Annotated in this window: 13 protein-coding genes and 1 pseudogene; all 14 read right to left on the bottom strand. The window is 55.4% G+C overall.

The annotated features are described in order from the left end of the window. Positions 1-594: 594 nt before the first annotated feature. A pseudogene (locus tag ACVTFQ_RS27585) lies at positions 595-681 on the bottom strand (transposase); the annotation flags it as partial. A gap of 612 nt (positions 682-1293) precedes the next feature. Next, on the bottom strand, positions 1294-1980 hold the full coding sequence (locus tag ACVTFQ_RS27580; protein WP_470424293.1) for a VOC family protein: 687 nt from the start codon (positions 1978-1980) through the stop codon (positions 1294-1296). A 50-nt stretch (positions 1981-2030) separates the two neighbouring features. Beyond that, positions 2031-3101, bottom strand: a complete 1071-nt coding sequence (locus ACVTFQ_RS27575) for an ABC transporter substrate-binding protein (RefSeq protein WP_112950410.1) — start codon at positions 3099-3101, stop codon at positions 2031-2033. A 24-nt stretch (positions 3102-3125) separates the two neighbouring features. Beyond that, a complete protein-coding gene (locus tag ACVTFQ_RS27570; RefSeq protein WP_470424292.1) occupies positions 3126-3947 on the bottom strand; it encodes an ABC transporter permease in 822 nt (273 codons plus the stop codon). After that, positions 3944-4690, bottom strand: coding sequence for an ABC transporter ATP-binding protein (locus ACVTFQ_RS27565; protein WP_470424619.1), 747 nt, complete (start codon positions 4688-4690; stop codon positions 3944-3946). Before ACVTFQ_RS27565 ends, ACVTFQ_RS27570 begins: the two co-directional genes overlap by 4 nt. 242 nt (positions 4691-4932) lie before the next feature. Beyond that, positions 4933-6558, bottom strand: a complete 1626-nt coding sequence (gene actP / locus ACVTFQ_RS27560) for a cation/acetate symporter ActP (RefSeq protein ID WP_470424618.1) — start codon at positions 6556-6558, stop codon at positions 4933-4935. Between the two features lie 26 nt (positions 6559-6584). Beyond that, on the bottom strand, positions 6585-6905 hold the full coding sequence (locus tag ACVTFQ_RS27555; RefSeq protein ID WP_112950408.1) for a DUF485 domain-containing protein: 321 nt from the start codon (positions 6903-6905) through the stop codon (positions 6585-6587). Between the two features lie 65 nt (positions 6906-6970). Then, a complete protein-coding gene (locus ACVTFQ_RS27550; RefSeq protein ID WP_112950407.1) occupies positions 6971-7381 on the bottom strand; it encodes a cupin domain-containing protein in 411 nt (136 codons plus the stop codon). A 20-nt stretch (positions 7382-7401) separates the two neighbouring features. Continuing rightward, the gene (locus ACVTFQ_RS27545; RefSeq protein WP_470424291.1) at positions 7402-8628 is read right to left on the bottom strand and encodes an FAD binding domain-containing protein; all 1227 of its coding nucleotides are present in this window, start codon (positions 8626-8628) and stop codon (positions 7402-7404) included. A gap of 58 nt (positions 8629-8686) precedes the next feature. After that, positions 8687-9406 (bottom strand): branched-chain amino acid ABC transporter ATP-binding protein, encoded by a 720-nt coding sequence (locus tag ACVTFQ_RS27540; protein WP_112950405.1) that lies wholly within the window; start codon positions 9404-9406, stop codon positions 8687-8689. Beyond that, a complete protein-coding gene (locus tag ACVTFQ_RS27535; protein ID WP_112982056.1) occupies positions 9396-10133 on the bottom strand; it encodes an ABC transporter ATP-binding protein in 738 nt (245 codons plus the stop codon). The genes ACVTFQ_RS27540 and ACVTFQ_RS27535 overlap by 11 nt, the downstream gene beginning before the upstream one ends. Next, positions 10133-11107, bottom strand: coding sequence for a branched-chain amino acid ABC transporter permease (locus ACVTFQ_RS27530; protein ID WP_470424290.1), 975 nt, complete (start codon positions 11105-11107; stop codon positions 10133-10135). The genes ACVTFQ_RS27535 and ACVTFQ_RS27530 overlap by 1 nt, the downstream gene beginning before the upstream one ends. Beyond that, on the bottom strand, positions 11104-11955 hold the full coding sequence (locus ACVTFQ_RS27525; RefSeq protein WP_112982058.1) for a branched-chain amino acid ABC transporter permease: 852 nt from the start codon (positions 11953-11955) through the stop codon (positions 11104-11106). Before ACVTFQ_RS27525 ends, ACVTFQ_RS27530 begins: the two co-directional genes overlap by 4 nt. A 40-nt stretch (positions 11956-11995) precedes the next feature. Then, entirely contained in the window at positions 11996-13534 is a 1539-nt protein-coding gene (locus ACVTFQ_RS27520) for an aldehyde dehydrogenase (protein ID WP_112950401.1), read from the bottom strand. Position 13535: the final 1 nt, after the last annotated feature.

Below are 13535 nucleotides of genomic sequence, written 5' to 3'. Positions count from 1 at the left end.
GAACCGTTGTGGCGATCCTGGAAAATCTAACGATCCTTCAGAGACATGACACTAGACAACGGTATAGGTTTCTATGGCGATAGGTATGCGGTTGCACATACGGTGGCGAGTTGCGTCGACGGGGCCGCCGCCACGGCCAAGCATGCCGGCCATTAGGCAAGCGGTACTCGATCTCTTCGCACGACCTCCAGCGCGACGATGTCCTCACTGTGATATGCTCCATGCCGAGGCCGCAAATACTAAAGTGCCAAAGTAGTGCAAAGATCCGCGTTTGGACCTCCATGTTGGGTATGAGAAAATGTCGAATGAACCTTGTTGCTTTGCCCCGTTAGCGCCAATACTCAAGATTTGCACGGTGTCTGATCCGTGAGGCGGCATTGAGCGAGCGGCGCACGTCGGAGGCTCGCTTATCTCCGGCTCTTGCCGCCCGCTGGCGTTACATTATTGGCCTCCACTAGGCGTTGACAATTTCTCGGTCGCCTGAAGCGCGCGGCTGCCGCAGGGGCCATCAAAAAAGCCCTTTGGCCCTGAATATGGATTGGACGCTCACTCTCCCAAAGGATTCGAACATGGTCTGAACTTCCCGCCCAGCTAACGGACGAAGCGGTTGTAGCAGGTGGTCGGCGGACCGTAGCGCTCCGGGATTTCCGCCCAGGGCGAGCCTGTCCGGAGCCGCCAGAGGGTGCTTTCCCGTTTCTGATGGCGCCAGTTGTCGTTTGGTTCCAACATTGGCACCCGAGCCGTAGGGAGTGGGTTCCGGATGCCAGTTACGGATTTCTGTCGAGTTTCGAGCGTCGACTTTCGGCTATCCGGATTTCGGTGTGAATCTGTCCCTCACGATGCCGGCCCACGTTGAACGGCCGGAATCCGGGTTACTGCGTCCGTCTTTGCTGAGGTCACTCGGAACAGCAGTCCCGGTCGATGACGTCTGCGAAGGCGGACGACCGCATTTCTCTTGGGACATATGCTTCCCCCAGGCATCGGAAACCCGAGGGCCGGTAGGCACGTCGGGATGCTGGCGGCGGTTTTGACTTTCTGATGGACTTCCGCCCAGCTTCCAGCTTGATCAGGCGGCGGCAATTCCTTCCGTCGGCTTGCCGACCACTCTTTCCGATGTGGGAAGGACGTCCTTGACGTTGGCCAAGCGCGTAATGCCGCGCCTGGGAATTTCTGTGGTGGACGCGCAGGCGTCCGGGGGCTCGAAAGCAAGGTTTCGAATGGCATACAATGAAAACGAGAACCCAGCGACTGGCCCGTCCGCAGAGCCGGTCGTTGTTGCGCTCTTATTCGCTGCTAGCGAACCAGCTTTCCGGTGGTGCCAGCCAAAACGTCTCGCCGGATTGTGAGTTCGCCTTGATCCGTCATAACGCCCATCGCGTGGAGGCCGTATGCTTCGCCATTAAATCGGAGGTTGAGTGTGGAGGCGTGGACCCCCAGGTACTCGCTCATCTCTTCTTCTGTGCCTCCCAATTCAAGCCAAGAGATCCCAGTCGCATTTTTGGACCCAAACTGCGGAGAGACACGCGACGGATGCTTCGTCATGTCAGTGACCAAAAAGAAGTTTGGGATGCCTGCACCCCAGCAAGGAATAGTCTCCGGAGTTCTTACAGCGATGCCTGTGGCACCATCGGGCCTTTGACGAAGACCGCTTTCGTATATATCCGAGCCTAAGCGCTTTGCCAGGCGCTCCAATTCCTCCCGTGTATCGACGCGAGCACACCAGCCAATGAAGACATCGCCGCTCTCGCACTTGTCCTTAAAGAAACGGGCGGAGGGGTTCCCCGACTCGTACTCAAAGACATCAACAACACTTTCTACTTCGATGTACGTGTCGTTTCCTGTCGGAAAGATTTTGTTGGCAAGCCCCAGCTTTGGGAACCAACCACCCTCGTAGCAACCTAGTCCGGTTTCCTCGCGAAGTCGCTGAGAACCTTCGAAGAAGTTCTTTACGCCAAGGCATACGTGGTCAACTTGGATCATTCATAACTCCATAGGATGATGACGTTCAGATGAGATTGATTCAGCAACCGCTAGAAGCCTGCACAGGCTTTGGCCTCCGCGATCACAGCTGCGTGGTCGAAGTTGTTGATTTTCTCAAAGAAAGAGGCGTCATCCGGAATCATCTTTGACGGATCAATCTCCTGCTGGATGAGAGCATTTTCCTTCAAGAACGACTGGAGTTTGCCGAGCCCTTCTGGGGAGGCCTTCGCGCGTAGTTTCCCGCCAGCTTTGTCAAAGGCAATCTTCGTCTCGTCGACATTGGATCGCTCGATCTCTGTATCTTGCTCAAGGGTCGTTGTGCGGTTCGCACCATAATTTTTTCTGTAGATCTTAGCTACGCATTCTGGGTTAGCCTCAGCGAACACCTGTGCCTTGGCGATCCCACGAGCGAGCGCTTCGACCAGTTCGGGGCGATCCTTGAGGACTTCGCTCGTAGCGACCAAACCGTAGTCAGGAAACTCCAGCCAGCGATCGTCGTAGAAGTAGGATGCGTCGTTCCCGAGGGCTTTAAAGTTCGCAATCTCGGACATGAAGGTCAGGCTTGCATCGACCCGACCTGACTTAAGAGCTTCGTAAGATTGGGCTCCCAGCCCGATGACAGCCTGTCTAACATCGCGCTGGGGATTGATGTCTTTCGCCGCGAGCATACTGTTTAAGTACATCGCGCCCCCCGAACCCGCCACGGCTAAGCCTACGGTCTTCCCCTTGAGGTCTTCAGGTCGCTTTATGCCCTTATCGGCCATTGTCAGAATGCGCCATGAGGTGTTGCGCATCGCGGCAACCATCCGAATGTCCGCCAGACCCTTAGTATCTGCGGCAAGCCATGGCGTGGAATTCATCATTCCGATATCACCACTTCCACCGATGACACTCTGAACTGCTGCCGATGATCCCTGCGAATACACGACTTGAACGTCGTACCCATCGTCCTTCCACCAACCGAGCGCCAGGGGGACGTAAAGTTCATAGACCGCGGTGATCATAAGCGGATTGCCGTGCACAATCTTTACGGTCTCTAGGGCGCTTGCGCTCTGCGGCGCCAAAGATGAACTTGCTACAAGTGCCAGGACCGCGCTCGCGTATTTGACGTACTTCTTCATTATCTGTTCCCTTGAGTGTTGTGGCTAACGTTTTGCGGCTTCCATCCAAAAGACGACCTTGCGTCCTATGGACTGCACGGTGGCGCTCGCAGCGGCAGCAATGAAAGTCAGGAGCGCTATCGCTGCGAACACACCTGCAGTATCAAGCGCGAACCCTGCCCGTATGATTGCTGCGCCGATTCCTTCTTGAGCTCCGACGAATTCCGCAACGATGGCGCCGATGACGCTCAATGTTACGGCAACGTTGAGCCCGCCGAAAATGAATGGCGCGGCATTGGGTAGTTTCAGGTAACGAAACCGATGCCATGCAGACGCACCATAAACGGTGAAGAGTTCGTGCTGCTCGGCGGGCGTGGCCCGTAAACCGATGACAGCGTTTACGAAGACCGGGAAGAATGTAATCAGAGAGACGATGACAACTTTGGATGTCATTCCGAACCCGAACCAGACAACAAAGAGGGGCGCGATGGCTACTTTAGGGATCGCTTGAAGTGCCACAATATATGGCGAAAGGATCCTTTCAGCCGTTCGAGATCCGGCAACCGGGATCGCCAACACGAAGCCAATCAACGAGCCAAAGAGATAGCCCAGAAAAACCTCTTGTAGGGTTATCCAGGTGTCGGCTAGCAGGTAGCCGTCCGTCATTCCTGACCAAAGTGCAAATGCGATAGCGCTCGGGCGTGGCAGAAGCGCGGGGCTTATATTGGTAAGAGGTATGAGAACCCATTCCCAAAGCGCCAAGAACGCGATCAAAACGAAGACTGAAACCGCAGTCACTCCATCTACGCGCGGAAGTGTTTTCGCCTTCGGAGAGGCAATCATCGTTGCACCAACGGCTTCACTCACTGGACCACCTCCTCAGTTTCGAAATGGCGCCTTACCGCAGACGCGTAGTCTCCGAATTCTCTTGAGTTGATCATCTCAAGGGTTCTTGGGCGGGGCAGGTCTATGTCGATGTCATCGATGACTCGGCCCGGGCGTGGCGCAAGAACGATAATGCGGTCTGCGAGAAATACGGCCTCCTGGATGCTGTGCGTCACGAATAAGACGGTCTTTTGGCTGCCCATCCAGAGCGCCTGCAGCTCGACTTGCAGCTTATCCTTCGTCATTGCGTCAAGGGCGGCGAACGGCTCGTCCATCAGAAGGACTTCGGGATCATGCACGAGAGCGCGTGTGATGCCGACACGCTGCTGCATTCCTCCGGACAACTCGCCGGGATACTTGTTTTCGAACCCCTTGAGACCAACCAGCGATAGGAACCGGTCGGCGCGTTCATCTACAGCCGCCCGTGTTGAACGACCAAGGTCGGCTGCAAGGGTCACATTCTGACGCACTGTCCGCCACGGAAGCAGAACCGGAGACTGGAACACCATGCCAATTCCCGGCGTAGGGGCGCTTATTTCTGTTCCGGCAATCGATACGTTCCCGGCGGTGCGACGTATCAGCCCACCAACGATCCGCAGCAGTGTGCTTTTCCCGCACCCACTCGGACCAACGAGAGCGACAAACTTTCCCTTATCGATTGATAAATTAACGTCAGAAAGCGCGACGATGTTTTCGCCTGAGCGAGTGACGTAACTCTTCGACATGTTTCGCAGTTTTATGAAGCTTTCTTCCTGTCTCACTGATCCACCTCATTTCTTCTTTGGCGTGGCGTAGCGGCGATAACGCAGCAAGCCAGCACCAAGAGATTATCAAACGATAAATAGGAAGGCAACGTGCAGCTCTGATTGTGGGGTGAGTTCGCGTCGATTGCGTGCATCGACAAGAGCCACCGGCGGCGGCTCTTTGTCAGCAGCGGGTGCAGCGATTCGTTCGCACTAAGTGGGCTCTAGGTTGGTTGCTGCAAACGAACGCCGGTATGCGCGGTTACGTACTGGTCATCAAACCTTGCCCTTGACACCGCGGCTTCGGCGCTACGGTCCATGCGAGACACCAGTATTGTAATCAGGAATGACAGCGGTACCGAAAATAGAGCCGGGTTGTCGTATGGAAAAGGTGCTGCACCTAAGCCGAGGGTCGACGTCCAAACCGCCGGGCCAAGAAAGACCAGGGAGAGCGCAGATATGAGACCTGTCAGCGATCCAATGACAGCGCCACGCGTAGTAAGTCCTCTCCATGAAACAGAGAGAAGAATAATCGGAAAGTTTGCGCTAGCAGCGATAGCGAATACCAAGCCTACCATGAAAGCGATATTCTGATTCTCAAAAAGAATACCCAGCACCATCGCAGCGACACTGATTGCGACGGCAGAAATTTTAGACGCACGCACTTCTTCGTCTTCTCTCAGGTTCCCGCGTCGTATTGTGCGTGCGTACAGGTCGTGTCCAGCAGCGGAAGCGCCCGCTAGCGTGAGCCCGGAGACTACAGCTAGAATGGTCGCGAAGGCCACCGCGGAGATGAAGCCCATCAGCACAGAGCCGCCTAATTTGTCAGACAGATGGATCGCAATCATGTTTGCGCCACCAATAATCTTCCCTGCCGAGTCGAGATACGCACCATCACCCGAGAGCAGGGCAATCGCACCGAACCCTAAAACAAACAGGAGCGAGTAGAACACTGTGATGAAGCAAGTGGCTACGAGTACAGAGACTCTAGCCTGCTTTGCGTCGGAGACCGTGAAAAAGCGCATCAAAATGTGTGGGAGGCCTCCGGTTCCAAATATCAACGCTATCCCTAGTGATAGTGCGGATATCGGATCTTTCATCAAGCCTCCCGGGGCCATGATTGCAATGCCTTTCGGATGGACCTGCACAGCGGTTCCAAAGAGCTTGCTCAGGCTGAAATCGAAGTGCCACATGATCAACGTCGACATAATGACAGTTCCAACGAGCAGCAGCAGAGCTTTGGTGATTTGGACCCAAGTGGTCGCCAGCATGCCGCCGAACGTCACGTACAACATCATTAGACCGCCGACCAGAACGACAGCTAGCCAATACGGCAGGCCGAAGAGCAATTCGATAAGCTTTCCGGCCCCCACCATCTGCGCTATCAGATAGAAGAGTACGATCACGAGCGTGTTCACGCCAGCAACTGTCCTGATCGGACGCTCTGAAAGCCGATAGGCGGCGAGGTCGGCGAACGTATATCTACCCAGATTTCTCAGGGGCTCCGCAATTAAAAACAAAATCATCGGAAAGCCGACGAGAAAGCCGATTGCATAAATCATACCGTCGTACCCGGAGCCGAATACGAGTGCAGTCACCCCCAGAAAGGTTGCCGCAGATGTGTAGTCCCCAGCGATTGCGAGCCCGTTCTGCACCCCTCCAAGGCCTCCGCCAGCAGCGTAGTAGTCGCTTGCCGTTCTCGTGCCACGGCGAGCAGCCCAAGCGGTCACGCAGAGAGTGACGCCCACAAATGCTACAAACATCCCGATTGCTAGCGGATTTAGCGCTTGTCTTTGCACCTGACCTGCCAAGGCATCTGCAAGCGCAGGCGAGCTGATCGCCAAGGCCATGAACGATGCGAACGTCAGCTTGATTTTCAATGGAAGTCCTCCAGCAGCTCGGTCGTGAGCGCATCAAGCCTTTTGCTAGCGTAAACAGCGTAGACGCCCGTCAGAAGGAGACCAGAGACCATCAGCCCAACGCCGCAGACAACACCCATACTAACTACAGAGCCGGAGGACACCGGAATGGCCAAGATCGCAGGGCGAAACGCGACAACGAAGATGAACGAAAAATAGAGGGTAGCCATTACTAGCGCAAGCACTCCTCCTAAGCAGTTCCTCTCGAAACTGAGTTGGCGAAAACGCGGGTGCGATCGGATGTCGCTGGGTCTGGCAGATTTGAGGCTTCCGTCCATTTTCGTTCCCTGGATGTGAGGCGCTGACAGCACGGCCTTGTGACTGAGCTGTCAGCAGGTCCGTTCTACTGAAGGATCAGGGGAGCATTCGCGCTTTCCTTGAACTCCACCGTTGTAAAAATTAGATCAGTATCACCTATGTTCTCCAAGTCATGTGTCATGAACTCTCCAGCACCGAATGTGTGATGTTGAGTGTCGCCGGGCTTGTATGACACCTCAGAGATACGGCCGTCCCCGTAGTGTGACCTGGCCCGGCCGCCCGTAACTGCTGTCCAAAAATAATCAAGGACGTGAGTATGAAAGCCAATGCGTTCCGACGGATGGAGAGTTAGTGACCAGACGCGAACGCGATCAGTCTCGGAAACCAACGTCTTGCCGACCCGGCCGCTACCGGCATTGCGCTCGAACTCTGCCTTGCGTTCATCCCCAAGGTTTTCGGGAGCGGGCGGCCAGTTTCTAATCTTGTGAGTTCCCATCAAAATATCCTCTTTGTCAGTTACGCCGCTATCCCGGTCGAAACAGCGGTTTCCATCATTATCGCTTCGGGCTGGCGGTGCCGCTCGGCCATTTCTCGCTCTTCATCGGTCAGGATCTGAGCTTGCATGTACGCCCCCAGATGACGAGCTCGTCGGATGACTGCCTCACCAAAGCGCAAGCGTCTCAACTCGAAATCCTCAAGCGCGGACTGGAGATCATTGTGGTTCTCTAAAGCCTCGACCAGAGCGAAAGCGTCTGCAGCAGCTTTTGTCACACCCATGCCCACGTGGGGCCTTGCAACGAAAGCCGCATCGCCGATCAAGGCGATACGCCCCTCAAGAACCATTCTCGGCGTCTCCAAATCCTGTATCGCTTGGATGAATGGTTGAGTGGTTCGAGCGACTACCTCAGCGAACTGTGGAGAAAGTGTATTCTGCGCTGCCTCTCTCATGCCGGTGATCACTTCCTGCCTAATGCGGTTTGGGGGAATAGAAAGAGCATGCGTAACGCCGTCCACGTCGGTCAGGAGCTCCTTTAGTTCACCATCCACGGCAGCAGGGCGATACCACACAAAATTGAACCTACGCTGACCTGGCTCGGTGGATTCGTCTACTCCAGCTACCGGGTAACCGAGCATCTGTTCTCCTGTCGGAAGTGAGAATGAGAAGTGGTCGCAGAGAGCTTCCCTTGTCTCTGGAGAAAGATCCTTTTCATCTACGAGCCCACGCCAGGCAATGTAGCCGACATAGCTAGGCATAACCTCGGGCAGAAACTGGGCGCGCACGGTGGAGAAGATACCGTCCGCGGCGATAAGAATGTCGCCTTTCGCCACAGCTCCGTCTTCCATGACTGCCTCAACGCCGCTTTCCGTGACGTTGACCAACTTCAAGTTCGCGCCATGATGATAACAGGAGGCCGGTAGCCCATTTTTCAATATCGCGTAAAGTCGACCCCAAGACGTTAGCACCTGAGGATGGGGTCGCTCCGCGACTATAGAACCATCATGGCCAAAGACCCTTCGTCCCTCGACCTTGACCCCAACCCTTGCATTTTCACTGTCGATGCCGCACGCGTTGAGTATCTCGAATAGTTCTGGGTGGGTGACTATTCCGGCGCCTCGACCCGCGAGTTCCGAGGATATCCTCTCGTACACATCTACCGTCCAACCTTTGCTAAGAAGGAGACGAGCGGCGAAGAGGCCGCCCATTGACCCGCCAATGATGATTGCGTGCCCGGGTTTGATCATTGCAATACCTCCATTCGATGTCGTAACCTCTCGCCATTTGGCGGAGTTGAAGGCGTGACTAATGCACGCCAAGGTAGGCTTGGATGAGTTCGTTGTTCGCCACGATCTCGCTGGCTTTTGCTCGTGCGACAATCTCGCCGGTGTTGATGATCACGACATCGTCCGCCAGACGCAGAGCGAAGTTCGTGTGCTGCTCCACCAAGACAATTGACAATCCTAAGCTTCTCAGCTCGGTGATGATTTTTCCGACTTCAGCGACGATCTGAGGGGCAAGACCCTCAGTGGGCTCGTCCATTAATAAAACTGAAGGACAGGTCATAAGTGCTCGGCCTATCGCGAGCATTTGCTGCTCCCCGCCCGAAAGGCGATCCGCTTGGTTGTGTCGCCGCTCATTCAGCCGAGGAAATAGCCTAAAGATATCGGCGATGTCCCATACCACTCGACCGGGAGGTGTTGGGCGGCGTCTCGCCACAAGAAGGTTCTCGGTCACTGTCAAGCTCCGGAATATCCGGCGTCCTTGAGGCACGAGAGCCACGCCTGCGTTGCAGATGCTTTCCGGTGCAGAGCCTGCAATTGGACGGTCATTGATTGTCACGCTACCGCTTCGCGGGCGCATCAACCCAGCGATGGTATTCATGCAGGTGGTCTTTCCAGCCCCGTTGCGTCCAAGCAACGCAACAACCTTTCCGGATCCAACCGTGAAAGATACGTTCTGGAGGATATGGCTATCGCCGTAGTAGCTGTTGACGGAATCAACTCTCAAAGCGTTAGTCGGCAAGGTATGCCTCCCTCGTTTTTGGATCTGCTATGACCTCATCGCGACTCCCGTCGACTAGAAGCTTGCCGTTTTGCAGCAATGCGATTCGATCAGCAAAGCCGAGGGCGACGTCCATATCATGCTCAATCATGACAACGGTCAGGCTGCGGGGCAGGGCCAATAGAAGCTGCTCGACACCTTTGCGCTCCTCTTTTGATAGACCGGCAAGTGGCTCATCCAACAAGAGCACTTTAGGCCTTTGGGCCAACGCCATAGCGATCTCTAACCTCCGCTGTTCTCCATAGGAGGTCTCACTCACCTGCTTCATCGCAAGATGATCCAGCATTACCGAACCGAGTATATCCATCGCCTCTTCGCGGCGGGCTTGGTCGGTGTCGAGCGAACCGAAGGGGCGCCACCTATCACGCGACCTACCGAGCCCGGCGAGCATCACGTTGCGGAGAACTGTTTCCTTCGGGAACAGGGTTAAGATCTGAAAAGTTCTACCAATTCCTTGGGCTGCCCGTTTATGTGTGGGGAGATGCGATACGTTTTTCCCTTCCAGTGAAACCGTTCCATCGCTTGGCCTTAGGTCACCTGCGATTAGGTTAAACAGGGTTGTCTTGCCAGCGCCATTGGGGCCAAGGATCAAACGTCGCTCACCCGCCATGACGCTAAAGGATACGTCCTGGATGACATGCAGGCCACCGAAGCTCTTTGATAGTCTGTTGAGTTCGAGCGCTATCATTATTTCGCCCTCTGCGTCTCAGCCAAATGAGATGAGTCTCGGGTGCCTATGTTGAAGACCCTGAGGAAGTTGCGCAGAACCCTCTTGGCGCCCGGAAGCAAACCGTCAGGCATTGCCAATATGATTAACAGGAAAATGCACCCCAGGAGAGTCGGCCACCGATCAGTATAGGCGCTCGCGACGTTCTTAAGGAGTACAACAACGCCCGCGCCCAAAAGGGGCCCGAACAACGTGCCGATGCCACCAGCTATAACCATCAGTACCGCTTCCGAAGATACGGCTAGCGAAAGAGCGTGCGGACTAATAAAACGGAATACTTGAACGTATAGAATACCTGCAACAGTGGCAAAGAGCCCAGAAAGAACGTACGTCAGGTAGCGCAGTGCCCAGGTGTCAAATCCCAATGTATTCATTCGCCGGGGTTGATCTCGCACGCCTTTTATCGCGGCCCCTAGCGGGGATCGGAAGAGGACTGCAATCAGGCCGAATGAAATGACGACTACTGCAAGGCAAAGAAAGTAGAGGCCGAACGGATCCACGACTAGAGCTTGGTCGGGTGATAGATTTAAGCCGTTATCGCCATTGGTGAGATCAGTGTACCGGAAGGCGATTCCCCACACAATCTGTCCGAGTGCCAAAGTGATCATGAGGAAACTTAACCCGCTGGTCCTGAGCGCGATTAACCCAAAAACGGCTGCCGCGGCGGTACCTATGAACAAGGTAACGATGGCTGCTGAGGCGGGACTCAACGAATATGCGCCGACTAACAACGCGTAAGCGTACGCCGCGATACCGAGAAAGGCCGCGTGACCAAGTGAAACCATCCCGCCATAGCCAGCCAGAACGTTTACGCTCATAGCGAAAAGGCCATAAGCAAGTATCTGGGTCGCGATGCCAATGTAGAAGGGACCGGGTAGAATGAACGGAAGTGCTGTCGCAGCAACCGCTGCAGTTAGTGCGAATAACGCTTTCATGCAGCTTGCCTCCCAAGCAGACCTTCCGGGCGCACCGCTAGAACGATGACCATCGGGAGAAAGAGGATGACGTAGGAAAGATCCGGCAGGAGTACCTGGCCAAAAGTGTAGATCACACCAATCAGGATGCTACCAATCAGTGCACCGACGAGGCTGCCGATTCCTCCCAGGATCACAACAAGCAAAGCCAGCGGCAGCATCTCGGTGTCTAGGCCTGGATATACCGACATAACCGGCGCAGCGAGCGCACCTCCCAGTCCTGCCAACGCCGAGCCAAGGCAGAATACGAGCGTAAAAAGCCACGGCACCGGAATTCCCATTGCGCGAGCCATTTCACGATCGTCGACCGCAGCTCTGATCTTTGCGCCCAAGGTCGTACGCTCAACCCCGATCCACAATGCAGCTGCAACAGCAGCAGCGAGAACGATCAAGCACAACCGGTAAAGCGGAAATGCAAAGGGGCCAAGCCGCGCCGCACCCTGTAGAAGATGCGGCGGAGACATTGGGATGGGGTCACCGGACCAAATGAGCAAGCATTGGTCGGCGATAATGAACGACAGCCCAAGCGTAGCGAGTACCTGGGCAAGTTCTTTGCCTGCGAGGCGTCTAATCAGAAAATGTTGCACCAGGCCACCCAGTAGGGCGCAACCCAGGCCCGCCGCGAATATCCCCGCAGCAAATCCAAACCCTGTAGCGGAGGTGGCAAGGTAACCACCAAGCATGAAAAACGCGCCGTGTGTTAAGTTTGCGACCCGCATCAATCCAAAAATCAACGAGAATCCAGCGGCCAGCAGGAACAAAATGGCCGCGAAAGCCAAGCTGTTGAAAAGTCCGGTTATCCAGAACATTGGTGTGCTCCTCCACTCCCAAGGGTTAACGGGTATGGGGCTAGTTCAGACGCACATCGGCTGCGCCCATGTCGTACCAGTCGAAAGGCTTATCACCCACATTGACCATCACCGCTTTTACGTCGAAGTAGGCATCGAAAGCCTCTTTGCCGAATTCTCGGCCGATGCCAGACGACTTGAAGCCGCCCCATGGTGAAGCCGCGTCCACTCGATGATGATCGTTGATCCAGATAATCCCGGCCTCAATCTGATCCGCGATGCGATGAGCTCGGGCTACGTCCCTAGTCCTGATTGCTGCCGCAAGCCCGTAAGGGCTGTCGTTCGCGATGCGCACGGCTTCAGCTTCCGTGTCAAACGGAATAACCACGGTAAAGGGCCCGAAAACCTCTTCCTGTGCGACACGCATACCGGGATCGACGTCGGCGAATACTGTCGGCTGAACATAAAAGCCGCCGTTAGGCTGATTTGCAGGGATCCCCCCGCCAGCGACAAGACGCGCTCCTTCATTCTTGCCAATTTCAACGTAGTCTAACACCCGTGCCCGCTGTCTTTGCGAAATCACGGGTCCCATTTGCGTTGATGTGTCAAAAGGGTCGCCAATGCGGATGGCAGTAGTTTTCGCGGCGAGCTTTTCAACAAACTCAGCGTACACGCTCCGCTGAACGATGTGCCGAGCGGCGCATACACAGGTCTGCCCGGCGCCAACGAATGCGCCGAACGCGGCGTAGTTAACCGCTTGATCGACGTTGAAATCTTCAAAGACCACGACCGGAGTTTTGCCGCCAAGTTCGAGCGTCTGGCGAGCGAAATTTGAGGCGGCCGCGGCGCCAGCAAGCCTACCGGCTTCCGTTCCGCCAGTGAGGACAAGTTTGTTGATGCCCGGGCTGCTGGACAACGCTTTTCCAGTTACGGCACCGTTTCCGGTGACTACGTTAAAGACGCCCGGTGGCAAACCAGCTTCGCTGAAGAGTTCGGCAAGCCTGAGGGTCGTGAGCGGCGTATATTCCGACGGCTTGACAACGGTGGTGCATCCCGAAGCAAATGTAGGCGCGAGATTTCTGCTAGCAATCAGTAGCGGATGATTGAAAGGAGTCACATTCGCGACCACCCCGACAGGCAAGCGTTTCGTGTAAGTGAGATAATCTCCTTCCACGGGTATGACGTCGTCCCGCTTGGCCATAATGAGGCTTGCATTGTATCGGAAAAGGTCCGGAACACGCGCCAACTGAGCCCGCGTCTCGCGTATGGGCCGCCCGTTGTTCAGGGTTTCCAGATGGTATAGTTCCTCGAGATGCTGCTCCATAACATCGGCGAGCTTGTTCACCAGACGGGCACGTGTTCTTCCCGACATTCGAGCCCAGTCAGGAGACTGGAATGCCCGGCGGGCGCTTGCGACCGCAGCTTCGACGTCGTCAGAGGAACACAGGGATACTGTCTCGATGACGTTGCCCGTGCTCGGAGAGATTATCTCCATTACCTCTGTCGATCTGGAAGGTGCGTGCTGGCCGTCGATAAAAAGGCCACGTGGTGCCGAATGTTCGGCAGCTCCATTCGACAGGTGCTTAATTTGATCCGACATC

It is taken from the genome of Rhizobium sp. O111, from assembly GCF_055616315.1.
The sequence above is the reverse complement of the archived record's forward strand: the minus strand, read 5'-3'. Positions and strand labels throughout refer to the sequence as shown.